This window comes from Paenibacillus sp. sgz302115 (assembly GCF_056120445.1).
In genome coordinates, this window is the sequence record NZ_JBVYOK010000006.1 from 169,739 (window position 1) to 193,130 (window position 23,392).

At 45.6% G+C, this 23,392-nt stretch carries 23 protein-coding genes, 1 pseudogene and 1 riboswitch; of the genes and pseudogenes, 18 read left to right on the forward strand and 6 right to left on the reverse strand.

Features of this window, described 5'->3' with window-relative positions:
* Positions 1-3 precede the first annotated feature (3 nt).
* Positions 4-1,572, reverse strand: a complete 1,569-nt coding sequence (locus AC0LWN_RS14335) for a response regulator transcription factor (RefSeq protein WP_474666353.1) — start codon at positions 1,570-1,572, stop codon at positions 4-6.
* 252 nt (positions 1,573-1,824) lie between these two features.
* Here AC0LWN_RS14335 and AC0LWN_RS14340 point away from each other — a divergent pair, with 252 nt between their 5' ends.
* The 3 genes from AC0LWN_RS14340 to AC0LWN_RS14350 are packed head-to-tail and all read left to right on the forward strand — an operon-like array spanning position 1,825 to position 5,350.
* On the forward strand, positions 1,825-2,781 hold the full coding sequence (locus AC0LWN_RS14340) for an ABC transporter permease (RefSeq protein WP_474666356.1): 957 nt from the start codon (positions 1,825-1,827) through the stop codon (positions 2,779-2,781).
* Between the two features lie 26 nt (positions 2,782-2,807).
* A complete protein-coding gene (locus AC0LWN_RS14345) occupies positions 2,808-3,689 on the forward strand; it encodes a carbohydrate ABC transporter permease (protein ID WP_474666358.1) in 882 nt (293 codons plus the stop codon).
* 32 nt (positions 3,690-3,721) lie between these two features.
* Entirely contained in the window at positions 3,722-5,350 is a 1,629-nt protein-coding gene (locus tag AC0LWN_RS14350) for an extracellular solute-binding protein (RefSeq protein WP_474666360.1), read from the forward strand.
* Positions 5,351-5,423: 73 nt separating this feature from the next.
* On the opposite strand, the gene AC0LWN_RS14355 is transcribed toward AC0LWN_RS14350, so the two are convergent.
* Entirely contained in the window at positions 5,424-6,005 is a 582-nt protein-coding gene (locus AC0LWN_RS14355; RefSeq protein WP_474666362.1) for a TetR/AcrR family transcriptional regulator, read from the reverse strand.
* Between the two features lie 155 nt (positions 6,006-6,160).
* Between AC0LWN_RS14355 and AC0LWN_RS14360 the strand changes: the two genes are divergently transcribed.
* The 4 genes from AC0LWN_RS14360 to AC0LWN_RS14375 all read left to right on the forward strand — a co-directional run bounded on the left by AC0LWN_RS14360 (position 6,161) and on the right by AC0LWN_RS14375 (position 9,002).
* The gene (locus tag AC0LWN_RS14360; protein WP_474666364.1) at positions 6,161-6,850 is read left to right on the forward strand and encodes an SDR family NAD(P)-dependent oxidoreductase; all 690 of its coding nucleotides are present in this window, start codon (positions 6,161-6,163) and stop codon (positions 6,848-6,850) included.
* Positions 6,851-6,939: 89 nt separating this feature from the next.
* A complete protein-coding gene (locus tag AC0LWN_RS14365) occupies positions 6,940-7,380 on the forward strand; it encodes a nuclear transport factor 2 family protein (protein ID WP_474666366.1) in 441 nt (146 codons plus the stop codon).
* Positions 7,381-7,536: 156 nt separating this feature from the next.
* Positions 7,537-8,199, forward strand: coding sequence for a TetR/AcrR family transcriptional regulator (locus tag AC0LWN_RS14370; protein WP_474666368.1), 663 nt, complete (start codon positions 7,537-7,539; stop codon positions 8,197-8,199).
* Between the two features lie 29 nt (positions 8,200-8,228).
* Entirely contained in the window at positions 8,229-9,002 is a 774-nt protein-coding gene (locus AC0LWN_RS14375; protein WP_474666370.1) for an alpha/beta fold hydrolase, read from the forward strand.
* Between the two features lie 107 nt (positions 9,003-9,109).
* Here AC0LWN_RS14375 and AC0LWN_RS14380 read toward each other — a convergent pair whose 3' ends face one another.
* Positions 9,110-11,428 carry a beta-galactosidase gene (locus AC0LWN_RS14380; protein ID WP_474666372.1) on the reverse strand — a complete coding sequence of 773 codons (2,319 nt, stop codon included), beginning with the start codon at positions 11,426-11,428 and terminating at the stop codon, positions 9,110-9,112.
* A gap of 185 nt (positions 11,429-11,613) precedes the next feature.
* Between AC0LWN_RS14380 and AC0LWN_RS14385 the strand changes: the two genes are divergently transcribed.
* Positions 11,614-12,486 carry a helix-turn-helix domain-containing protein gene (locus AC0LWN_RS14385; RefSeq protein ID WP_474666374.1) on the forward strand — a complete coding sequence of 291 codons (873 nt, stop codon included), beginning with the start codon at positions 11,614-11,616 and terminating at the stop codon, positions 12,484-12,486.
* 18 nt (positions 12,487-12,504) lie between these two features.
* Positions 12,505-12,888 carry a hypothetical protein gene (locus AC0LWN_RS14390; protein ID WP_474666376.1) on the forward strand — a complete coding sequence of 128 codons (384 nt, stop codon included), beginning with the start codon at positions 12,505-12,507 and terminating at the stop codon, positions 12,886-12,888.
* Here AC0LWN_RS14390 and AC0LWN_RS14395 read toward each other — a convergent pair.
* A pseudogene (locus AC0LWN_RS14395) lies at positions 12,867-12,953 on the reverse strand (AraC family transcriptional regulator); the annotation flags it as partial. The gene AC0LWN_RS14390 and the pseudogene AC0LWN_RS14395 sit on opposite strands and share 22 nt — an antisense overlap.
* Positions 12,954-13,213: 260 nt before the next feature.
* On the opposite strand from AC0LWN_RS14395, the gene AC0LWN_RS14400 reads away from it, so the two are divergent.
* Together AC0LWN_RS14400 and AC0LWN_RS14405 are read left to right on the forward strand one after the other, a co-directional pair.
* Entirely contained in the window at positions 13,214-16,543 is a 3,330-nt protein-coding gene (locus AC0LWN_RS14400; RefSeq protein WP_474666378.1) for a DUF5107 domain-containing protein, read from the forward strand.
* A 57-nt stretch (positions 16,544-16,600) separates the two neighbouring features.
* On the forward strand, positions 16,601-17,545 hold the full coding sequence (locus AC0LWN_RS14405; RefSeq protein WP_474666380.1) for a DUF4432 family protein: 945 nt from the start codon (positions 16,601-16,603) through the stop codon (positions 17,543-17,545).
* A gap of 8 nt (positions 17,546-17,553) precedes the next feature.
* Here the strand turns inward: AC0LWN_RS14405 and AC0LWN_RS14410 are convergent, their stop codons facing one another.
* Complete coding sequence (locus tag AC0LWN_RS14410; RefSeq protein ID WP_474666382.1) at positions 17,554-18,372, reverse strand: MerR family transcriptional regulator; 819 nt, start codon at positions 18,370-18,372, stop codon at positions 17,554-17,556.
* 138 nt (positions 18,373-18,510) lie between these two features.
* Here AC0LWN_RS14410 and AC0LWN_RS14415 point away from each other — a divergent pair, with 138 nt between their 5' ends.
* The 7 genes from AC0LWN_RS14415 to AC0LWN_RS14445 all read left to right on the forward strand — a co-directional run bounded on the left by AC0LWN_RS14415 (position 18,511) and on the right by AC0LWN_RS14445 (position 22,925).
* The gene (locus tag AC0LWN_RS14415) at positions 18,511-20,019 is read left to right on the forward strand and encodes an MFS transporter (protein ID WP_474666384.1); all 1,509 of its coding nucleotides are present in this window, start codon (positions 18,511-18,513) and stop codon (positions 20,017-20,019) included.
* Positions 20,020-20,187: 168 nt separating this feature from the next.
* Positions 20,188-20,640: a MarR family winged helix-turn-helix transcriptional regulator gene (locus AC0LWN_RS14420; RefSeq protein WP_474666386.1), complete on the forward strand. Its 453-nt coding sequence runs from the start codon at positions 20,188-20,190 to the stop codon at positions 20,638-20,640.
* 23 nt (positions 20,641-20,663) lie between these two features.
* Positions 20,664-21,182: a spermidine/spermine N(1)-acetyltransferase gene (gene paiA, locus AC0LWN_RS14425; protein WP_474666388.1), complete on the forward strand. Its 519-nt coding sequence runs from the start codon at positions 20,664-20,666 to the stop codon at positions 21,180-21,182.
* A 100-nt stretch (positions 21,183-21,282) separates the two neighbouring features.
* A riboswitch (cyclic di-AMP (ydaO/yuaA leader) is annotated at positions 21,283-21,416 on the forward strand.
* Positions 21,417-21,420: 4 nt separating this feature from the next.
* A complete protein-coding gene (locus AC0LWN_RS14430) occupies positions 21,421-21,891 on the forward strand; it encodes a C40 family peptidase (protein ID WP_474666623.1) in 471 nt (156 codons plus the stop codon).
* Between the two features lie 245 nt (positions 21,892-22,136).
* Positions 22,137-22,334, forward strand: coding sequence for a hypothetical protein (locus AC0LWN_RS14435; RefSeq protein WP_474666390.1), 198 nt, complete (start codon positions 22,137-22,139; stop codon positions 22,332-22,334).
* 107 nt (positions 22,335-22,441) lie between these two features.
* Entirely contained in the window at positions 22,442-22,645 is a 204-nt protein-coding gene (locus tag AC0LWN_RS14440; RefSeq protein WP_474666392.1) for a hypothetical protein, read from the forward strand.
* 19 nt (positions 22,646-22,664) lie between these two features.
* A complete protein-coding gene (locus AC0LWN_RS14445; RefSeq protein WP_474666394.1) occupies positions 22,665-22,925 on the forward strand; it encodes a DUF2933 domain-containing protein in 261 nt (86 codons plus the stop codon).
* Between the two features lie 65 nt (positions 22,926-22,990).
* Here AC0LWN_RS14445 and AC0LWN_RS14450 read toward each other — a convergent pair whose 3' ends face one another.
* Positions 22,991-23,362, reverse strand: a complete 372-nt coding sequence (locus AC0LWN_RS14450; RefSeq protein ID WP_474666396.1) for a hypothetical protein — start codon at positions 23,360-23,362, stop codon at positions 22,991-22,993.
* Between the last annotated feature and the right edge of the window lie 30 nt (positions 23,363-23,392).

Genomic DNA, 23,392 nt, shown 5'->3' on the forward strand with positions numbered 1-23,392 from the left:
GCTTTACCATAGCATTTTTTTGCGGTACTCATTTGGCGTGCAGCCCTTATGCTTCAGAAACACAGAGCAGAAGTAGGATACATTCTCGTAGCCCACCGAACGTGAAATCTCATGAATCTTCAGGCCCTTGTCAGCCAGCAGCTCTGTAGCCCGCTGCATCCGGACGCGGGTAATCGCTTCCAGAATCGTCTCTCCGGTGGCTTCTTTATAGAGCGTGCGCACATAGTTGGGCGACAGGTAGACTTCCCGGGCGATCTCTTCTACGGTCAGTACGGTAGTATAGCGCTGCTGGATCAATTCGTTAATCGTGTGCAGCAGCTTCTGGGCCGGTGTGTCTGTTCTGCTCATTAGGACCGCAAGAATCTGGCGGCATACCTCCAGCACATACTGCTCCAGATCAGCGATAGAAGGAAGCCGGGACAGCCGTTCCCAGTGATTCATAACCAGCATGCTGCCGGATGTATTCACGAGCAGCGCCGAGAACTCATGCTCTACCTCACCCAGTAAACCAAGCAGGTGGGAGATGACTCCGCTTTTACGGACCCGTTCTTGTCTTAGCCTGTCCAGACACTCGGCAACGACCGTCGTTACCGTGGTCTCGTCGGCCAGCGTCAGTGCCCGGCACAGCTCTGCGGCATAACCCTCGGGCTTCAGCTCCGAATCCTTACTCTCATAAGCATCCTCAGCGGTAATTACCCTGCCCGTTCCCAGATGGAACTTCCATTCATTGCGTGCTCTGGCCTGCTTGTAGAGCCCGGGCAATTCATCTGCGCCACTGCCTTCGTCCGATAACGCCAACGTCAGATGACAGCCCTCGTAGGAACTGGTCAAGCTGCGCAGCACCTGCTCCCAGTAAATCTTGTCTGCCCCTGCAGAAGTCGATTCTTGTGACATCAGTACCAGTCCAATGGCGCCTTCTTCCAGCTCAGCCCCCATGGTGTAGCCGAAATCCCCGGCCACCATGGAATGCAGAGCTGCAATCAGCGGAGCTCTTGGGTAACGCAGCTCGCCTTCACTTCCATACACCGGATCAAGGGTGAGGTACACCACTGTATAAGCAGCACGGGGCGGAAGAGGGAGGGACAGCCTACTCAGCTGGTCCGCCCAATGCCTCCGCATGTTTTCATCATTTTCCATCAGCCATTTGGCCATAAGCCGTTCCTTGGCGGTATCCAGATTGCGGCGGATCATATCATCTTCGTCGCACTTCTTCTTGACCGTCTCTATCACACCGCGCAGCTCTTCCATATCTACAGGCTTCAGCAGATAGCCCGCAGCTTCTACGGACAACGCCTCTTTAATATATTGAAATTCATTATGTCCGCTCAGGAACACAATCTTGATGTCCTTGATCCATTGCCTCGCCTGGCGTGCAAATTCCAGCCCGTCCATAATCGGCATCCGGACATCGGTCAGTACAATATCGGGCATCAGGGATTCCAGCTTCATTAGAGCTTCTTTCCCGTTCTTGGCCGTGCCCACCACACGGATATTCATTTCCTCCCACTGCACATAATGCTCCAGCAGATCCATTTCAATTCGTTCATCTTCTACGAGCAGAAGTGAATACATAGGATACCCCCCTTGCGTCTTTCTATTTTAGGCCCTATCCCGGAATTGAACAATCAAGGGCGAAGCAGATTCGGCGGATCATGTTATGTTTCGGTGAATATTGAAACGGCGAGCCGGGAACTGAGGTGTTTTGCGGTATCAATCATTCGATTATTGTATAGATCGTCCGGTGATAGCGCTTTTATAATTTTACTGTAGCCGGTGTACGGCAAAGATTAGAGCATGATAAGCGGGAAAGGAAGGGTTGAACACATGGGAATGGAGCTGGCTTCATCACCAATCACCAAGAATAAGCGGGCCAAAGGAGAGACTTGGCGCCGTCTGAAATCGGCAAAATATTTATACCTGATGCTGATCCCGGCCCTGTTCTGGGTCATCGCATTTGCCTATGCGCCCATGTTCGGGCTTTATATGGCTTTTGTTAATTATCAGCCGGGCGGAGAATTCTGGACACAATTTTTCACCAGTAAATTTGTAGGGTTTGACTGGTTCGAGTATTTCTACAACAGCGGTGATTTCTTCCGTCTGCTGCGCAATACGCTGCTCTCCAGCGTGATGACGATCCTGATCAGCTTTCCGGCCCCGATCATTATCGCATTGGCACTGAATGAAGTGAAGAACAGGTTTGTGAAGAAGACGGTGCAATCTGTAGCCTATCTGCCTTACTTCGTCTCCTGGGTCATAGCCGCTAATATCTTCATTACGCTGCTGTCCTCGGACGGCATGGTCAACGGCATGCTGAAAAGCCTGGGGCTGATTGACCAGAGCATTCTATTTTTTCAGGAGAAAAATTATTTCTGGAGCATTGTCGCAAGCGCTAACACGTGGAAGTCCATGGGCTATAATTCCATCATCTATCTGGCCGCCATCGCCGGGATTAACCCTGAGCAGTATGAGGCCTCCACGGTGGACGGGGCGACGAAATGGAAGCAAATGCTGCATATCACCCTGCCCAGCCTGAAGCCAACGGCCATTATTCTGCTTATTCTGGCCGTTGCCAACGTAATGAATACCGGATTTGACCAATATTATCTGATGCAGAACGAATCCATTATGGCCACTGCCGATGTTATCGATACCTACACGTACCGTTACGGGCTGAGCCAAGGGATGTTCTCCTATGCAGCAGCAGTGGGGTTGTTCAAATCGGTAGTTTCCATTCTGCTGCTGACCACGATCAACAAGGTCTTTAAGAGGGCGTTATTCTAGAACGTATGTGAAAAGGAGTGAGCAGCTTGAGACGAGCGTCCTATAGGGATGATTTGATTTTTAAAGGAATTGTGTACTGTATATTATTGGCCGTATTCTGTGTTACCTTTCTGCCGTTCCTGAACATTCTGGCGATTTCGCTGAATGATGCGACGGATTCCGTGCGGGGGGGCATCTCCTTCTGGCCGAGACAATTCAGCCTGGAGAGCTACAGGACAGTGCTTGGCGATTCACAGATATGGAGTGCCCTTCGCATAACCATTACTCGAACAATAGTTGGTGTACCACTCTCTTTATTTACCATTACAATGCTGGCTTATGTCCTGTCCCGGAAGGATATCCTTGGCGGCAAAACGCTGACCTTCATCTTCCTGTTCACCATGTATTTCTCAGGCGGCCTGATTCCTTATTACATGGTACTGAAATCGCTGGGCCTGCTGGATACGTTCTGGGTATTTATTCTTCCCAACCTGGTCAATGTATTCTATATGATTATTGTCCGCACGTTTATCAGCGAGCTACCTCAGGAGCTGGAAGAATCGGCGAAGATTGACGGGGCGAACGACCTGCAAATCTTCTTCAAAGTATATCTGCCGCTCTGTCTGCCGGTGCTGGCTACCGTGGGGATGTTCCTGGCGATTGACCAATGGAACGCATGGTTCGATTCCTATGCCTTTACCAGCAGTATTGACCTGAAGACGCTGCAGGCGAAGCTGGTGCAGATTCTCAATCAGGCGGATACGAGCCAGATGACCAGCGGAGCGAATGCTTCGATCCGTCAGGCGATCTCACCACAAAGCATCCGCATGGCGATTACGATTATTGCCACCTTGCCGATCTTGCTGATATATCCTTTGGTGCAGCGCTTTTTTGCCGAAGGCATGACATTGGGTTCCGTTAAAATGTAACCATAGAATTCAAACAAATGGGGGAATTAATCATGAAGCAAGTGAGCAAACCGGTTGTGCTGGGTCTGACATTGAGCGTTGCGGCCACACTGCTGGCAGGCTGCGGGGGCGGGAACAATTCGGCGGCAACCACAGATGTGAATGCCAATGCCGAGAGCAGCAGTTCAACTCCGATCACCTTGAAGTTTTTTGACAAAAACTTCGATCAGGCGTTCACTACGCCGGTAGCGCAGGAGATCACCAAGAAGACAGGTGTCACCATCGAAATGGTGCCGACCACCGGCAACGCTGAAGAGAAGCTGAACCTGATGCTGGCCAGCAACGATTTTCCCGACATTGTGCTGATCTCGCGGACCGACGACCTTATCAATAAATATATTGCCGCCGAGGCGCTGATTCCTCTGGATGACCTGATTGAGAAGTATGGCCCGAATATTAAGAAGATGTACGGGGACACCATCAACAAATCAAGAAGTGCGGACGGCAAAACCTATTATCTGAACAACTGGTACTCGCTGGAGAAAGAGCCGGTGACCGGCATTCAAATCCGCAAGGATCTGCTAATTGAGCTGGGTGAGAATGAACGGGCCGAGAATCCGGCTGCCCCGTTCACTTCGGAGGAATACTTTACCCTTTTGAAAAAATTCAAAGAGAAGTATCCAAGCATCGACAGCAAGGCCACTTTTGGAGCCACATGGGATTACAGCAATTACAACACTCTGCTGTCCACATTCAAAGGTATGTTCGGGATGAAGACCTATTATGATGACAACGGTACTTTGAAGGAAGATGTTCGTGATCCGCAGTTCAAGGCAATGCTGGCCTACATGAACAAGCTGTACCGTGAAGGGCTGGTAGATCCTGAATTTGTGGTCAACAAGAAAGAGACCTGGAAGCAGAAGGTGTCCAACGGCAATGTGTTCTCGACGGAAGGCTCCTATTGGGAGCTGGATACACCGAACTCTATCTTGCGCAAAAACAGCGACGGCACAGATAATGAGGACCGCCAACTATTCGCCTACAAAGTGGTTGCACCGGGTGTAGACGCGGATAAGACCACTTACGGAGGAAGAAGCTCGCTCGGCTGGGATGCCATTGGGATTACCAAAAGCAATCCTGACCCCGTGCGGACGATTAAGTTCTTCGACTATCTGGCGAGTGAAGAAGGGCAATATCTGCTGATGTGGGGCGTGGAGGGCAAGGATTGGGAACTGAAAGATGGTAAACACACACCTATTGGTGATATTGTAGAGAAATTCCAAAGTGAGTGGGACAAGACTGTAGAAGCTACAGGGATCAGAAGATACACCTGGTTCATTAACAACGGCAGCGGCAGTGACGGAACGCCATTTGATATGGCCTCCAAATATAAACGCGATGTCAGAAATCTGCATGCTTCAGCAGCTCTTGCGGACAGTGTCTGGGATACATCCGAATACGAGAACCTGGGACCGGATGCCGGCACACCGGAAGCGCTGATTGCCCAGAAATATGAGGATATTAAGAAAAGCAGCATTGCCAAAATCATTATGGCCAAAACGGAAAACGAATCCGTCTCCCTGTACGACAATATGATTAAGGAAATGGACACCATCGGTATGCCCAAGCTGGAATCCATCATCAACGAGAAGTATCAGGCACGCATGAAATTGTGGAAATAAGCTAAACAATAGAAAAATATGTTTTTGAGGAAAAGAACGTCACCGCTTTGGTGTCGTTCTTTTTATCTAATTGCTAGATATTTGTTAATAAGTCCAGCACGTTTTTAAAATGAATTTCGCTTAATTGTTCGATGACCTCATCAACGAAATTATGTTCAGGATCAACAACCCAGAGGCAAATCACGCCTGCTAATCCTGAAACTATATACTCAATACCAATTTTTATCTTGCGATTGTAACGCTGATCCCCGCTAACACCGGAAAGAATGATATTTCTTAAGGCTTCTTTTAATTGGATAGAGAAGTTGGGTTGACCGTTAAGCATTGTTCTAAAGAAAATAATGTCGGCTTCGATAACATCAAACATGTTTCTTAATATAGAGCTAAACATCTTTTTATCCATTTCATGAATTTGTTTAACTTCCAGGTCTAAGCAAACATTTAGCCTCTCAACACTTTCCTGACATAACTTCTCCATCAGATCAGGCTTATCTACATAATGTAAATAAAAAGTGTTCCGGTTAATCATTGCTTCGTCGGCAATGTCTTGTACGGTTATCCGTTCATAGCCTTTAGTTTGAACTAATCTCAAGAAGGCTTCTTTAATAGCTTTCCTGGTTTTTAGAACACGCAAATCTAATTTATCCTTTCCCAATTAGACCCTCCTTATCTGTAAAAATAATAATCACAATTAACGTATTTGATAATTAATCACCACATTGATTATTATCGACCATTGTATGGTTTAAGTCTAAATTCTACAATTAGAACCGTCAAGCGCAATAAAATTTCAAATAAGGAGAAAAACCTATGAAAACCTTAGTAATAATTGGAGCAGGGAAAGGCTTGGGATTGTCCCTGGCCAAACGTTTTGGCAAAGAAGACTTCCAAGTCGCTTTAGTTGCACGAAATGCAGGAAAGCTTCAAGAAATGGTAGACGAGCTAAAGGATCTCGGTATAGAGGCAGCTTACTTTGCAACTGATATTTACAGTAAAGAACAAATTGAGAAAGCAATTGAAGGAATCAAAGAAAAGTATGGCCGGATTGATGTGCTGGAATTCAGTCCTACGCCTGGAAATTTCCCTCCAACTTCTGTTTTGGATTTAACGGTGGAGAATGCAAGGGACTTATTCGAAGCCTATGTCGTCAGCGCCATCCATGTTGTCAATACCGTTCTGCCGGATATGCTAGCTAAGAAGGAGGGTTCCTTGCTGTTTACCACAGGCTTATCTGCAATTTATCCTGTTCCAATGATGGGGAATATAGGTATCGCATTATCTGGTTTGCGCAATTATATTGTTAATCTTCATGCTGAGCTTTCTGCCAAAGGCATTTTCGTTGGCCACCGGTCTTTAGGTTTATTTATTAAGGAGCGAGGTACCGGTACATTCGATGATCCGGATGTGATTGCGGACATGTGGTACCAAGCTTATGTAGACAAAAAGGTATGGGAAGAAGAGTATCCAAAAGGTGTTACTCCTGAAACTGTAGTGTTCTAAAAAATTTAATCCGAATATAATTGACAATATGTAATTTATTAAATATAATAAGTTACATCAAGTTAATTATTTTAAAGGAGGATAAATTTATGTCATCGGAACTTTTACAGGCTAAACAAGAATTAAGGGAATTGGTGGATGCTTTTTCAAACCTGACGGATGAGAAAAAAATCTCAGAGCAAGTGCATTTGTTCACGCCTGATGGCCGGTATAAGGTTTACTTTGGCGACCAGCTGGTGTCCGATATTGCGGATAGAAAAATACTGGAAGAGGAGTTCAATGGTCACGCTTCTCTTGTCAAACGTTATTTTTCCCTTAACGGACAACATGTTGTAAAAGTAGATGGCGATACAGCAACAGGTGTTGCGTTCTCCCAGCTTAAAATGGTGAGAGATGAAGACGGCAAAGAAGTGATCTCTGACTATAGTGTCAGATTTGATGATGTGTATGTACGTCAAGATAATACATGGTTATTTAAGGAGCGTACTGCAAACTTTATCATTATCGACACAAGACCATTGCAAGGCTAAAGCAGCAATCATAATGTGAAAAAATGACGGGATCGTTAAACGATCCCGTCATTTTTTCATGGAATATAATTCATTCAGAGTGAAAACTAAATGTTGATCGTCTATAATTAGGGGGAGTGATAATTTTTTGTAAATCTCTGATCGAGGGGTTTGAATATGAATTTTCAACGGGCAAGATCTGAAGACCAGATTCAAGACAGAATTCAAGAAATCGTTAAAGCAGCTTCCATGATTTACGACTCTGAAGGGTATGAAGGATTAAATTTCAGCAAAATTTCAGAGTATACAAAATTTACGAGACCTAATATTTACAAGTATTTCAAGACTAAAGAAGAAATTCTTCTGCTCATTTTGAATAAGGATCTGAGGTCCTGGATCTCAAGGCTAAGTAACTCTTTTCAGATTAACAAGCTGTATTCCATTCATGAGATCGGAGAAATTTGGACGGATACATTAATTGAGCATGAACGTCTAATTAAATTGCATGCTATTCTTTATACAACAATTGAAAAAAACGTTTCCGTGGAAGCACTGGCTGAATTTGAGAAAAGCTCCATAGAGATTAATTCCACGATAATACACCTGGTAAGCCAGCTTTTCCCAAAAGCAAGCGCTGACAGTATTACGAACTTTATGTATGCTGCTTTTACACTGGCTTTCGGCTTATATCCTATGACTATATTAAGTGAACTGCAAATAGAAGCCATTAAGTTATCAGGCTCTATATATGCTCCTCCTGATTTCAAAAAAACTTATCTTGCTTCCCTATATCAATTAATGTATTGCTTGGAGCATTCCATTGAAAACAAAGATACTTAGTTTAGACAACTGTAGGGGATGGGAAGAGGATGAGTGATTCTGGATTCGAAGTGGATTACCAGGAGAGCTTCTACATTCGAAACAACTGCAGAGTATATAGCAAATATTCGAAGAAAGGTACTCCGAGCGTAATCTTCATTGCTGGATTAGGCGATAGTTGTGAAACATGGAGTGCGGTTCAGGACCGGGTCTCGTTGGTAACGTCAACCGTTTCATATGACAGGGCTGGCGTGGGGAGGAGCGAAAAAACATCTGTTCCGAGGACCTGCAAGGATCTGGTTGAGGAGCTTTTTGAACTTATACAGGCGCTTAAGATAGAGCTGCCCTATATTTTGGTGGGGCATTCATTTGGCGGATTAGTCGCCAGGTTGTATTCAAGTCTTTATTCACAATTCATTTCCGGAATAGTTCTGGTTGATGCTGCTCCAGAATATAAGGAGCTCGCGTATGATAGGATATTGCCGGCTAAGCTCGCTGAGGAGAATAGAGAATATTATCTAAATCCTATGTTGAATCTTGAAAAGATAGATAAGGTAATGAGCTATAGGCAAATAGTCGATCATTCCCGTCAAACCGACATTCCTCTTTCCATCATAACTAGAGGTCTGCCGGATGGAGATGAGGGGGAGTGGCCTGGATGGGGAATTTTGAAAATTGAACAAAAGCTGCAATCAGAGTTCCGGCGTTTATCAACCTCTAGCAAGCTGAGAATTGCAGGCGGCAGCGGACATTACATTCATCACGATGAACCGGAAATTGTAATTGAAGAGATCATGAATATGTTAAAAACGATGACTCAATGATTTACCACGAAAAAGGGCAAGTAGAGTTTTCTACGAATGAGACAGCCTTTATTTTGGCCTAGCGGTGGTATGAACCGGTTCTGGGGCACTTAATTAAAGAGGCACTATTATTTCTTCCAAGCCGATAGCGCCACGCGGTATTGAGGAATTGCTTCTATACGGTGGAACACAGCGATTTCAACGCCTTCAAACACTTCAATTTGCGCCTGATTGATATACGTATGGACGGTGCCCTTGCGCAGCGGAGTGATGGAAATATGAAGCTTATCTTTTTCCAACTGATTGTAGGAGGATTTCAGTCCGATACTCCAGGTTTGGCCGAAATGGATATTATCCGTCAGTAGCTTGTCTCCCAGAAAAGCTTCAGCAACATCGCCGTCATAATCAATTTCTAGCCATACATCGTCTACGTGGGACGGCCAAGCGGCGGAAATATCAATGACAGCCGTTTTGTCTGCAGGCTTCACTACGTTAATTTCCGGTGTATATTCCGGAAGCTGCAAGGAATACGTGCTAAACACACCTTCCTGCTGAGCAGGCTCTAGCTGACCAGAAGTAGAGCGCAGCTCCTGTACTGGAGCGGGGAAGAGGGAGACGCTGAATGAACGGATTCCCAGAGAAGTGCATACCAGTTGATCGTTCTGGATGGTCAATGGACAATCGCTGACCGCTATAATCTGCCGGCCCCACAGGTCAAACCGGTATGTTTGCAGCGCTTGTTGACGGGTCAGCGTAACGAAGCGGATTTGCTTGCCCTCAGCTGTACGGAATATAACACCGTTATTTTTGCCCGCAGCAGGATGAATGACATACACCTGATCGTTGTCTTGAATCTGGCCGTCGACTGTTGTCATACCGGTGATAGAAGATTTCGCCACAACATATTCCGGAGTAAGACCGTCATGAGCATAGAAGAAGACAACATGCTCCTCATCTGTCGAGACCTCCGTCAGCAGTTGAGCCGTGGCGCTGACCAGCGATACACCGTGAAGATTAAGCTGGAATGGAAGCACGGCACCTGTGCCGCTGGTCAAAACAGCCTCTCCTTCATGAGGGAAAGAAACCTTTCCGCGGGCGGTGTCCAGCTCAATCCGGAAGCTGCGATCCGGCATATCCACACTGTCCTGAAAATTGTTCAGGAATACAAATCCGCTTCCGCCTTGTTGTCTGACGCACCAGCGCAGCGTCTCGGTATCCAGGACATCAAGCTCTGCTTGCCCTTCAGGTAATACAGTGGACATTGGGGCGAGAATGTCCCCAAATGTCTCCATAAATAGTGAAAGAGAGCGGATACGATCATAAGATTCTCCGATGCGGCCAAATTCTCCGAGCGGCGCCTGGTAGTCATATGTGATTTTCGGAAGAAATTGCTCGTTCATGTATGTTTTCTTTCCGATTGGATTGGAGCCGCCATGGTACATATAGTAGCCAAGCATATTGCTGCCGCTGGCGAGTTTGACCAGAGTCATAGCCTCGACGCTCTCGGCAGGAACAAACGGACGGGCTTTGTAACTAACCTGCATACCTCCAGCCATTTCACAATAAGCGACAGGATATTCGCGGGTATCGAAATCCACCGGCTCCATAGGGACAGCATGTAAATCACGGTATAGATATTCGCGGCTTGCCGGCTGATCCGGAAGCCAGGAGGTGTAGGCATAGCCGGCAAGCATCGGCAGGAAATCGTCTTTTGGAATGGCTGCTCCACCCCAGGCTGTAACCGTAAAGAACAATGGATGAATTCCGGCTTCTTCAGCAATCCGGCGAAGTTCAGCCAGATGCGCCGTACCTTCTGTACCGGAAGTCATAAACTTGCCGGATGTATAGCCCCAAGCCTCATTAGGAGCGCTGCAATGCATATATTCATTTTCCAATTGGACAGCAATAACAGGGCCGCCCTCCTGATACATTGTTCCTTTAATTTGTTTGGAAATTTCACGGTATAGCTTTCTTGACAGTTCTAAATAGGCCGGATCGTTTGAGCGAATTTCGAGCGGCTTGGCAAATACCCAATCTGGTATACCGCCGTTTCTGACCTCTCCGTGGCAGAAAGGACCAATACGCAGAATCAGCGGGTATTCGAGCTTTGCACAAAGATCAATAAAGTGCCGCAAATTGCGGCTGCCGCTCCAATCAAATATGCCTTCTTCTTCCTCATGATAATTCCAGAAGATATATGTCGCCACAACATGGACGCCGCCTGCTTTCATTTTTAGCAGCTCTTCCTCCCACTCGAGATAACTGAAGCGGGAGAAATGAAACTCACCGACGACCGGAATAAAAGGCTTGCCGTTGCGGGTCATGTAATAGTTCGTAAAACCAAAGGTCTCACCTTTTGGATTTGCGCCACCATTTCTCCCCAGCTTTCCTTCATAAATTTCGAACTGAGGTGTATCAGTCAAATCAAGTCTAGTTACTGCAGTCATTACGTATAGCCCTCCTCATAATAGATTGAGCTTCTCCTGATTTTCAAATAAAGAGAAGCAGTACTCTTGCATCCTTACCTTTCTTATGATATGTTGCTTGCGATTAATTCTCTTGCCGGATTTTAAGGATAAATCTGATTTCTCTAGTAGTTTAAGCAATGTTAATAAAAAGAGGTAGATAGAATATGGCTAAAAAAGTGATGGATTATGCTATTCATGGTGAGCGCTCTTATGGCATTCTGATTGCGGGACGTTATAGCGTAGCAGCAGATTACGCGATACATCGTCCGTCGGGAAGCAGAGACTGGCTGTTAATGTACACAATCTCCGGAGAAGGGCAAATTCAGCTCGGTCAGGAGACCGTTTCCTGTGCCGCCGGAGATATGGCCATCCTGCTGCCCGGAATGCCCCATCATTACAGCACCAAAGGGGCGGAGTGGGAGATGATTTGGGCACACTTTATCCCGAATCCACAATGGAGCACCTGGTTGAGGCTGCCGGAATCAGGACAGAAGTTTATTTTTCATCGTATCTCGTCTGCAGAATCGCGCCGCTCCATTCAGGAAGCCCTGATGCGGATGGCCCGTTATGAGCCTCCGGGAGTTACTTCGATCCTTCACCGCCGGCTGTCTGAGCTTGGGCTGGAGGAAGCGCTCGTTCATGTGCAATTAAACGGAAACCAAGACAATAGCATTTCGATGGACCCCAGAATCTCCGATATTTTGCGGGATTTGCAGCTAAATCCGGCTCAGAAGATTAGCTTGCCTGAGCTTGCCAAGAAAAGCTGCTTATCGGTTTCCCGCCTGTCCCATCTCTTTAAGGAGCAAGTTGGTGACACCATTTTGAGTACGCTCACCAAATTTAGACTGGAGAGAGCTGCTCAGCTTCTTGTCGGCACACAGCGGCAGGTTGCGGAGATCGCTGCAGACGTTGGGTTTGACTGCACTATTCATTTTACGCGCAAGTTCCACGACACCTTTGGTGAAACACCCTCCAAATATCGGAAACGGAAGCGGGAGGAGCTGCAGAGTTACAGCGGACAAGAAGGTAGTCCATGAAATAACGAGGATTATCAATTGTGGCTAACAATGCAGGTGTTGGGGACCGATGCTGTCGGTGATGCCATTGACCATGGTTTCCGGCTTGCCGAATGGGCTGAAGATGAAATAAAACAACATAATCATTGGGAGATCACATCGCCGGCACAGCTGGCAATTATAAATTTTCGATATGCACCACCTGGATTATCTGACAGACAACTGGATTCTCTCAACAAGCAGATTTCTCAAGGCATGTCACAAAGCGGGTATGCCTCGGTGCTCACGACAGAGATTAATGGAAGAACCGTACTAAGAATTTGCGCTATTCATCCGAACACGACTGAAGAGGAGATGAGGAATACAATTTCGGCTTTTATCACAAATTGCACGGGATACCAGCCTTTAAGTTTACTCCGGTAAGCGGTAGGAGAGAGACCGATAATTTTCTGAAACAGCCGTGAGAAATAATACGGATCTTTGAAGCCGGGTACAGCAGTTTACAGTAGCTTTTAGACTGTTCGCCTTTGAAATGAAACCAGTATATAGTCCATGGTGATGAGATTTTTGTCCAGTATGACTCTTCGTTATTTTCATAAAGGCAATTCGCTGTCTTTGTTTTGTTCAGACACAGTATAGAGTGAAAAAAAGAAAATTGTCCATCTTATTCCGAACTTCCTGAATTGTGACCACTATAGTATTCCTGTATTGTTGAGTTATTAAGTTAACTTTACACACAGGAGTGATTATGTTGACAAAGCCCATCTCCAAAACAAAAATATGGGAAGAAACCGTTCATATTCCGACATACGGTGTTGGAGAGCCAAATAAAAATCCAATGTTTCTGGAAAAACGAGTGTATCAGGGAAGTTCCGGTAGAGTTTACCCGCATCCTGTCATTGAAAAAATTGAAGACGAGAAGAAACCTGCCCCTTATCAGATCGTCGTCTTAGAGAATGAGTATCTGCATATTGAAATTATGCCTGAACTGGGCGGGCGCATTTACCGGGCAGTGGATCGCACGAATAATTATGATTTTGTCTATTACAATCAGGTCATCAAGCCGGCGCTTGTCGGACTTGCCGGACCGTGGATTTCCGGCGGTATCGAATTCAACTGGCCGCAGCATCATCGGCCTAACACGTATGGTCCTGTAGAATACCGGCTGGAAGAGAAAGCGGACGGCAGCGCGACCGTATGGGTTAGCGAAATTGACCGGATGTATGGAACAAAGGTGACGGCAGGCTTTACGCTTCACCCGGACAGAGCGTACCTGGAAATTTCGGCACAATTGTACAACCGTACATCGGAGCCGCAAACCTTCCTCTGGTGGGCGAATCCGGCCGTTGCTGTAAATGATCATACCCAGTCGGTATTTCCTCCGGATGTGACCGCAGTTTTTGACCATGGTAAACGAGACGTGTCGCGCTTCCCTATAGCAACAGGAACCTATTATAAAATGGACTATTCTTCCGGCGTAGATATTTCCCGTTACAAAAATATCCCCGTGCCGACCTCATACATGGCTTACAAATCGGACTACAACTTTGTGGGCGGATACGATCACTCCGTACAGGCCGGACTTCTGCATGTAGCGAACCATCATATTTCACCGGGCAAAAAGCAGTGGACCTGGGGGAATGGCGAATTTGGCCAGGCATGGGACCGCAACTTAACGGATGAAGATGGCCCATACATCGAGTTGATGACAGGAGTATTCACGGACAATCAGCCGGATTTCACATGGTTGCAGCCTTATGAGGAGAAGACCTTTACACAATTCTTTATGCCTTACAAAAATATCGGGGTTGTAAAAAATGCAACGATCGAAGCGGCGGTTAACCTCGAAGTAGACGAGGAGGAAGGAATTGCAGCCGTATTTGTGTACACCACTGCCCGCTATGAAGATGCATTGGTGGAGCTGGCTGGACCGGAGGGTATTTTGTTGTCCAAACAGCTTACACTCACCCCGGCGGATACCTACTCTGCGGAAGTCAAGCTTGCACCAGGTGTTCAGGACCATGAACTCACACTTACGGTTAAAAATGCTGCGGGCAACCTGCTTGTATCTTATGCGCCGCAGCCCAAGGACATCGAACAAGTGCCGGATGCCGCCAAGCCACTGCCTGAACCGCAGGATCTGGCTACCAACGAGGAGTTGTACTTGGCCGGACTTCATCTGGAGCAGTACCGTCATGCGACTTTTGAACCGGAGCCTTATTATCTGGAAGGTCTCAAACGGGACGAAAACGACAGCCGCATTAATATTGCCTACGGTACCTTGCTGTTGCGCAGAGGGTTGTTTGCCGAGAGTGAACAGCATTTCCGCAAAGCGGTTAAGCGGGTGACCTGGCGCAATCCAAATCCATATGACGGCGAAGCCTATTACCAGCTCGGACTTAGCCTAAAGCTGCGAGGACGTCTGGATGAAGCATTCACCGTTTTCTATAAAGCAGTCTGGAGTGCAGCATGGCAAGACGGCGGATATTTCTCACTGGCACAAATTGCTGCTGAAAAGGGAAATAATGCAGAAGCGCTGGACCTTGCGGAACGTTCACTGATTCGCAACGCGCGGAACTACAAATCCAGAAATATTAAAACAGCGATGCTGCGTAAGCTGGGAAGATTCAGCGAAGCCGAAGCCTTTGCGGAAGAAACGCTGAAACTGGATGTCGCCGACTTTGGAGCGCATTATGAGCTGGCTCTTATCCGGGAAGCGTTGGGAAGAAGTGAAGATTTCACAGTGATGCTCAGCCAGCTTCAGAAGCTGCTGCGCGGTGAACCGAATAACTATCTTGAGCTCTCCTCCGACTATGCGAATGCCGGACTATATGAAGAAGCGGCCAATGTTCTGCTCTTGCTGAACAGCTCCCGGAATCCGATGGTGAACTACACACTAGGTTATCTGTACGGTAAATTAGATCAGGAAGAAACCGCACGGAACTATATTGCTGACGGAGGAAAAGCTAAAGCGGATTACTGCTTCCCGAACACTTTGTTCGAGCTTCAGGTACTTGAATATGTGATTTCTGTTAACGCTGAAGATGCCAAAGCCTGCTATTATCTCGGCAATCTTCTGTATGACAAGAAACGCCACCAGGAAGCTATAAGCTATTGGGAGCAGTCCCGTTCCTTCGATGACAGTTATTCGGTTGTGCACCGGAATCTGGCTTTGGCGTATTACAACAAACAGAGTAATGCTGAGGCTGCGCGCACTTCACTGGAGAAGGCGCTGGCATGCGACCCGAGCGATGCCCGGGTGCTGTTCGAACTGGATCAGCTCTATAAAAAGATCGGACTTTCGGCGGGAGAACGCCTGGAGTTTCTGGAGAGCCGTACCGGACTCGTAGGTGCCCGCGATGATCTGTATCTGGAATATGTTACACTGCATAACCTTCTTGGCAAACATAACGAAGCGATTCAACTGCTGGGATCACGGAATTTTCATCCGTGGGAAGGCGGCGAAGGTAAAGCAACTGGGCAATATGTACTGGCACATGTGGAACTGGCAAAGCAGCATATTTATGAAGGCAGCTTCGAAAAGGCTGTGGTTCTGCTTCAAACGGCACTTGTATATCCGCTGAATCTTGGGGAAGGCAAATTGGCCGGCGCTCAGGAAAACAATATCTATTATTACCTTGGCTGTGCATTCGAGGGACTGGGACGGCAGGAAGAAGCAGAAGCTTCGTTCCGCATGGCCTCAAACGGTCTGGAGGAACCGACCAGCGCGATGTTCTATAACGATCAGCCGCCTGAAATGATCTTCTACCAGGGTCTTGCCTGGTTGAAGTTAAATGATACGCATGAGGCTAAACGCCGATTTAACAAACTGGTTGATTACGCGGAAAAGCATCTGTTTGATGATGTGAAAATCGACTATTTCGCCGTATCGCTTCCGGACTTCCTGGTGTTTGATGAGGATTTGAATAAGAAAAATGAAATTCACTGCCGATTCATGAGAGGTTTGGGCTTGCTCGGTCTGGGCAAAAAAAGCGCAGCTGAGTCTGAATTCAAAGAAGCGCTTCGTATGGACTGCAATCATATCGGCGCAAATCTGCATTTGCAGTTGAGCAAATAACAAATTGTATCCGGGGCCGACTGTCCCGGATTTCTTATATGATCTGGAGGTATGGAAATGGAGAACGTAGTGTGGATTGAATTTGCACATCAAGGCTATACATGTGTAAAAGGTGAGAATGACTGCTTATTGGTGACAGTTGTACCGCAACGCGGGAGCAAAATCGTTTCATTATTTGACAAAATAAACGGCAGGGAATGGATTTACCGGACTGAACGGTCCTGGGAGCCGCTGAATCTCGGGATGGACTGGAACGAAGGTGACCGGGGAGGCTGGGATGAAATGTTCCCGACAATTACACCTTCGCCTTGTCCTGACGAGGCTTGGGAGCACGTTTTCTTCCCTGATCATGGAGAAGTATGGAGCCGCCCTTGGCGGTATGATCTGGACGGGGATAAGCTGCGAATGGAAATTGACGGCGTTCAGTTTCCGTACACGCTGAGCAAAACTATCTCACTTCAAGGAAACAGGCTGAACATCAATTACGAACTGGAGAACCGGGCATCGGAATCGTTTTCCTATCTTTGGGCGGCTCATCCGCTGCTTCAGGTCCAGCCGGGAATGAAGCTGATTACGCCGGCCCAAGCAAGTATTCAGCTTACCTACTCGCATCGGGAACGGCTCGGCGGACTTTTTGATATCACCAGCTATCCTCTAGCGGCAACAAAAGATGGAGGGATTACAGACCTTTCTACGCTTGAGGCTGCTTCCGGTGGACATGCAGAGAAATATTATTTTACCAATCCGCTGGAAGCGGGTTATGCCGGTATCTGTGACCCGTCCTCGGGAGCGGCGATTTTCTTCAGCTTTGTACCTGAAGAGATTCCTTATCTGGCGATTTGGGCACATTACGGCGCTTTCGGGAACTACACCTTTGCAATTGAACCGGCGACCGGTTACCTGGACAGCGTGCAGGAAGCGTACAACAGGGGCAAAGTGAAGCGGGTAGCGGGTAAATCAACTGACCGCTGGCGGCTGGAGGTTCAGCTAAGCAAGAATTAATTAGTTTCCTAAGCCGATACTGCAACCAAGATCCGAATAATGTAGCTGTCCGGATTTTTTTCTGAGAAATAATTAAGCAGGTCCATTGAGTAAGCATTTCCGCATATCTTCATTCCATTACGCACAATGTACTCTTTCAGGATGGAGCAAGTCTCGGATATAGTATCGTAAGAGCCCCTATGGTCCATTCCGGCATACAAACCTTTAGATTTGGTCATTACTTTTTCTCCCGTAAGCGGCTCATTCAGCCGATTGGCTATAAATTCCCAAGCTATCTTATCCTGCTCAAAAGCGTTCTTGCCCGTAATCGTCCAGATTGGATATTCATGATTGATAGAATGTTTTTCACAATAGTCCCGATGTTCACTTAGCTTAATGGTGAAATCCTTGTCATCTCCTTGCTCCAGTGGTGTTGCAATGAAATATTCCGCCTCAGATTCTTCGATGAATGGAACGTTGCGTAGTGTGTCTATTGATGTCTCCGTCATATGAATAGCGCTTTCTAATAGACCCTGCATCCGTTTGATTCGAAGTAATTCCGCATCCAGTTCAAGCTGCTTTTGTTTAAGAAGATTTATAAGCTGAGGAGTATTCTGATTTTGAAGAAAATCTTTGATTTCCTGCAAGGAACTCCCCGCCTTCTTAAGTACATTAATGATGTCTAACAAGTAGGTTTGCCGAAAAGAATAATAACGGTAACCTTTTGAATTTACAAATTCAGGCTTCAATAGTCCGATATCATCGTAATGAAAGAGGGTATGTTTAGTCACTCCGCACATGTTGGCCAGTTCGCTGGTTGTAAAGTATTGATTTGAAACGTTCGACATGAGTCTTCCCTCCAAGTAATTTAATAGCTAAATTGTATCTTAGGATCTCGCTCTTGACTATAGGGTTACCCTATAGTTTAGAGTTTTTTTAGTATTCAAAGAATTCGAATTTAGAGATTTGGAGGAGCAACGAATAATATGAATCATTCAAAACGTTGGATAATTCTGGTGGTTGTATCAAGTGCACTAATGCTTATTGTGATGGATGCGACGATTCTTTACAGGGCTTTGCCGAGTTTAACTCATGATCTGGGGGCGACCGCATCACAAAAATTATGGATTATCAATGGTTATTCTCTTGTCATGGCCGGATTACTTCCTGCGATGGGAACATTAGGTGATCGCTTCGGGCACAGAAGAATGTTCGCTCTTGGATTGCTATTATTTATAGCTGCTTCACTTATAGCAGCTTTTGCTGCGACACCATTATTACTGGTGGCTGGAAGAGTATTTCTTGCCGTTGGAGCATCTATGATGATGCCGGCTACATTGTCAATTATACGGGTGACATTCACCGATCCGCGCGAGCTTGGGTTAGCGATTGGAGTTTGGGGCTCTATAGCCTCTGGAGGAGCTGGCCTCGGTCCTATCGTAGGCGGACTGCTTGTGGAACACTTCTGGTGGGGGGCTGCTTTTTTGATCAATGTTCCTATAGCAATCATTGCATTTGGACTGACCATGTTATATGTTCCAAAGCATGAGGGTAATAAGGCAACCAAGTGGGATCTTACCGGCTCCCTACAGATAATGATTGCCATGGTGGCACTTATCTACGCTATCAAAGAGTTTGCCCGACGCGAGGGCTCGCTGGTATTTGCAGCAATGGGTGCCTTTATCGGAATCATAGCATTGATCATCTTTATTCGTCGTCAACTCAGAAGTCAGAGCCCGCTGCTCGATCTGTCACTATTTAAAATATCTCCCTTCACCACTGGATTTATTACGGCTCTGGTCGGTTTATTCGGACAGTTGGGTGTTCAGTATATTGTAACTCAGCGGCTTCAATTGGTAGCAGGGCTTGGTCCGCTGCAAGCCGGATTGGTTACGTTAAGTGTGCCGGTTGCGGCTCTGCTGGCGGGGCCGCTGACAGGAAAGATAATGTATCGCTATGATGTGATACGTATTAAAAGCCTGACGCTTCTGATTGCAGCTATTGGGCTGGTGATTTATCTCCTCCAGTTTGACTCGGGCGTTATTGGACAAATTGTTGGACTGGCGATATTCGGGGCAGGCTTGGGGGCGGGGATGACTGCAGCATCTCACTCGATTATGAGCTACGCTCCACCTGAAAAAGCAGGAATGGCAGCTTCGATTGAGGAGGTAGCATATGAATTAGGAGGGGCAACCGGAATCGCGATCATCGGAAGTATATCTGGTCTTTTGTATACGATGTCCATGAAGATTCCTGGTGGTTTGCAGGTGCCTGCACAGGTGAAAGATAGCCTGGATGAAGCATTGCTGGCTGCGGAAGGTATGCCTGTACAGGCGGCAGAAGCCTTAAAAGAGGCTGGCCGTTTTGCTTTCGATACCTCCTTTATTAATACTCTTATAGGGTTAACGGCGTTCTTGGTAGTCGCTTCATTAATCATCGGTTGGATCGGGCTTAGAACAAAGAAGGATTCGAGAAGGAACGCATTAAGCCGCTGAGCCGATTCGATTAATAGTAATACAGGATGAAGCAATAAGCTTTACAGAACCCTCAGTCGAACTGGGGGTTTTTCTTTACAAAAGGTCTATATTTTTTATTGCAAATGCAACAAAATTATTGTAATCTTTATTGAGCATATCAGTTGAAAAAGTGTTGGAGGTGCATATATGAAGGAAATTCTTCGTGAAATCGGAATGATTGCCAGGGCATTAGATTCCATAAGCAATATAGAATTTAAAGAATATGACCTTACAAAAGGGCAGTATTTGTACCTTGTCCGAATATGTGAAAACCCGGGAATTATTCAGGAAAAGTTAGCTGAAATGATTAAGGTAGACCGGACAACTGCAGCCCGTGCGATAAAGAAGCTGGAGATGAATGGATTTATTGAAAAGAAAGATGATCCATATAACAAAAAAATCAATAGACTATTTCCTACAGAGCAGGGGAAGTCGGTTTACCCTTTTATTAAAAGAGAAAACGATTATTCCAACAGGGTTGCATTATCCGGATTCTCCAATAGTGAGGTAGAAACCATGTTTACCCTGCTGCAAAAGGTCAGAAAAAATGTCGAAAAAGACTGGGAATTTGTTAAAAAGGGAAACAAGAGAAGTTATTAATTTTCTGGAAAGGGTGACAATCGTTGACTATAAACATCAAAAAGTGCACGTTGGAAAATGTAGTTCTGCTTCAAGAAATTAGTATTGAAACATTTAATGACACATTCGCGAATCAAAATTCACCTGAAACTATGAGAGTCTACTTAGAAAAAGCATTCAACATAGAGCAACTAGAAAAAGAATTATCAAATATCTATTCGGAATTCTATTTTATTTACTCTGATGAGGAAATTGCCGGCTATTTAAAGGTGAACACCAATAATGCTCAATCTGAAATCATGGGCAATTATTCGCTTGAAATCGAGAGGATTTATATCAGGAAACAATTTCAAAATCAGGGGCTTGGAAAATATCTAATAAATAAAGCTATAGAAATAGCGACAGAAGGGGATAAAGAGAAAATTTGGCTGGGAGTTTGGGAGAAAAATGAGAGCGCCATTGCCTTTTATAAAAAAATGGAGTTTGTTCAAACAGGAGCCCACTCTTTTTTTATGGGTGATGAAGAACAAGTAGATTTTATAATGACCAAAACTCTCATATGAGATAGTAACAATAATGTTACTTCTTATTCTATCTATTATTTAGAATATATTGGATTGACAGCATCAGTATAAATACAATACTATAGTAATAGTTACAAAAAATTAATTACTGCCGAATTTCGTATCTGAAAACGGGGGAACCAATCTTGGGTGAATTATTCTTGAAAGCAAGGGAATATAGGGAACCTTTAACCGAACCCTCAGCTAACTCCGTAGGCATCGAAGGGAGAAGAAGGTTCTGAAGAAGTTTATTTTATCTTTAGTAGGAGCTGCAGTATTGTTTACCGCTGTTCCTGCCAGCACCTACGCAAGTGAAATAAGTATTGAGAATGAAGTGAACGAGGTATTGGGAGCTCCTTATCAATGGGGAGGAACTACGGCGGCTGGTTTCGATTGTACCGGGTTCATCTTATATATTATGGGTAAATTCAACGCTGGCGATCTGCCGCGTACATCACAATCTCAAGCCAAGGTTGGCACGCCGGTGGCTAAAGATGATCTGCGCGTAGGAGATTTAGTATTTTTCAACACTTTTGGTTCGGGAATCTCCCATGCAGGCATTTATATCGGTGATAATCAGTTTGCCCATTCCTCAAGCAGCAAGGGCGTAAGAATAAGCAGTCTCTCTGACTCATATTACCGTGATCGTTATGTCACAGCCCGCCGCGTAGCGAGCGAAACCAGCTACCGCAAGATGATTAGTGAATAATGAGCTTGAAATAATCCTTTGTAAGTCAAAGACTTCCCGCAGTGTATTTTACTGTGGGAAGTCTTTTTGCGTAGAGGCTTAGCTCTACCACCAGCAGTCACATTCTTTCTACACAAACCCCTTTTACACTCAAAGTATAAAGAGCATGGAGTGTCTGCGTTCTTTTCTGAACATCCATACTCGGACAGGCGATAGTGGAGAGTACGGGGGATTCGTCTGAAGCACGAGCTCCAGGAGGAGTGTAAATGAAAAAGGCGGAATGGCTGATCGTAATTTTTATAATGTCTATGGGGATGATGTGTCTGTTTGTATCTGCGACATCGTTTCGTGGCGAAACCATTACCTATTATTTGCGCTGGGGTGCGAGAATTGGGGTGCTGCTGATTAGCGCAGTTCTGGTATCGGGGTTCGTTTATTTTTTGATTAAAAAACATAAAAAATAAAATGTTCAAACTTCATTAAAAGCGCATAGTTTCAACACTGTATCCACATAACTTTTTTCTATACTGAAGATAATTCAAAGAAAGCATATGAAAAAGGAGGAAACATAATGGCTTGGTCAGCGTTGAAGGTACTGGTTGTTCCGTTAAGTATAGGTTCCATGGTGTTTGGCAGACAAGGGGGAGCTATCCGTAACTCTTATTCTAAGCAAGATGAATCCGATTGGAATATCCACTCCGATTACTTTGAGATGAAAGTACTGAATGAACGGTTGAAAAAACAAATGCAAGACCTAACCTCGCAAAATAATTAAATCGAAAGAAGGAATACACATGGGCTGCTGCGGAAACCACAATCATGGAAGCCAGGATTCAGAGAAGCAAGAGCATCAGCATCACGGGAAGCAACATTCTCATCGCTGGATAATGATGATTTGCTGCATTTTGCCAATTGTATTGTTTGCCGCGCTGATTTTATTTAATGGAGCTAAGGGAACGGGGGCTACTGCTTTGCCTTTGCTGCTCATTCTTCTCTGTCCTTTATCTCATATGATCATGCCTCTCTTCATGAAGAAGAAAGATCAACATAGCTAATTGCATACAGGTATAAAGGAAAAAAGGAAGCAGAAAGCTATCGCAGCTTATCTGGCTTCCTTTTTTTATTGGTGATGCTTGGCATGGTCCTCTTGTAGAATGTTTTGTTGTACCGGCTTAGCTAAGAGACCCGAAACGGTCTGAGGCACCGCTGTAATAACCAGAACTATAGATAGGATGGATGAAATGAGATATACCCATGCTGCAGGGCGGTTTTTTTGCCACTTCCGCTTCGCCACAACGATAAACCAAATGGATAAGAACAGAGAAACGACCAGGAAAATGAGTTTGACAGTTGGAGGCATGGAGAATATCCCAGCACCTAAGGAGGTTAAGCCTAAGGCAATTAACAGAGTATGAAGCCAATGATGGGCAGATGCAAAAAGCGCGAAAAGAACAGAGGTGATTGATTTGAGCACAGCTTTTTCTTTTTTCAAGGGGAAACACTTCCTTATAAAGGAGCCGAA

Bases quoted from the DNA above. Each gene is read 5' to 3' on its own strand.
- AC0LWN_RS14350 (WP_474666360.1), top strand. From the start codon at position 3,722: ATGAAGCAAGTGAGCAAACCGGTTGTGCTGGGTCTGACATTGAGCGTT.
- AC0LWN_RS14415 (WP_474666384.1), top strand. From the start codon at position 18,511: ATGAATCATTCAAAACGTTGGATAATTCTGGTGGTTGTATCAAGTGCA.
- AC0LWN_RS14385 (WP_474666374.1), top strand. From the start codon at position 11,614: ATGGCTAAAAAAGTGATGGATTATGCTATTCATGGTGAGCGCTCTTAT.
- AC0LWN_RS14370 (WP_474666368.1), top strand. From the start codon at position 7,537: ATGAATTTTCAACGGGCAAGATCTGAAGACCAGATTCAAGACAGAATT.
- AC0LWN_RS14410 (WP_474666382.1), bottom strand. From the start codon at position 18,372: ATGTCGAACGTTTCAAATCAATACTTTACAACCAGCGAACTGGCCAAC.
- AC0LWN_RS14405 (WP_474666380.1), top strand. From the start codon at position 16,601: ATGGAGAACGTAGTGTGGATTGAATTTGCACATCAAGGCTATACATGT.
- AC0LWN_RS14400 (WP_474666378.1), top strand. From the start codon at position 13,214: ATGTTGACAAAGCCCATCTCCAAAACAAAAATATGGGAAGAAACCGTT.
- AC0LWN_RS14435 (WP_474666390.1), top strand. From the start codon at position 22,137: ATGAAAAAGGCGGAATGGCTGATCGTAATTTTTATAATGTCTATGGGG.
- AC0LWN_RS14420 (WP_474666386.1), top strand. From the start codon at position 20,188: ATGAAGGAAATTCTTCGTGAAATCGGAATGATTGCCAGGGCATTAGAT.
- AC0LWN_RS14340 (WP_474666356.1), top strand. From the start codon at position 1,825: ATGGGAATGGAGCTGGCTTCATCACCAATCACCAAGAATAAGCGGGCC.
- AC0LWN_RS14365 (WP_474666366.1), top strand. From the start codon at position 6,940: ATGTCATCGGAACTTTTACAGGCTAAACAAGAATTAAGGGAATTGGTG.
- AC0LWN_RS14360 (WP_474666364.1), top strand. From the start codon at position 6,161: ATGAAAACCTTAGTAATAATTGGAGCAGGGAAAGGCTTGGGATTGTCC.
- AC0LWN_RS14375 (WP_474666370.1), top strand. From the start codon at position 8,229: ATGAGTGATTCTGGATTCGAAGTGGATTACCAGGAGAGCTTCTACATT.
- AC0LWN_RS14445 (WP_474666394.1), top strand. From the start codon at position 22,665: ATGGGCTGCTGCGGAAACCACAATCATGGAAGCCAGGATTCAGAGAAG.
- AC0LWN_RS14440 (WP_474666392.1), top strand. From the start codon at position 22,442: ATGGCTTGGTCAGCGTTGAAGGTACTGGTTGTTCCGTTAAGTATAGGT.
- AC0LWN_RS14380 (WP_474666372.1), bottom strand. From the start codon at position 11,428: ATGACTGCAGTAACTAGACTTGATTTGACTGATACACCTCAGTTCGAA.
- AC0LWN_RS14335 (WP_474666353.1), bottom strand. From the start codon at position 1,572: ATGTATTCACTTCTGCTCGTAGAAGATGAACGAATTGAAATGGATCTG.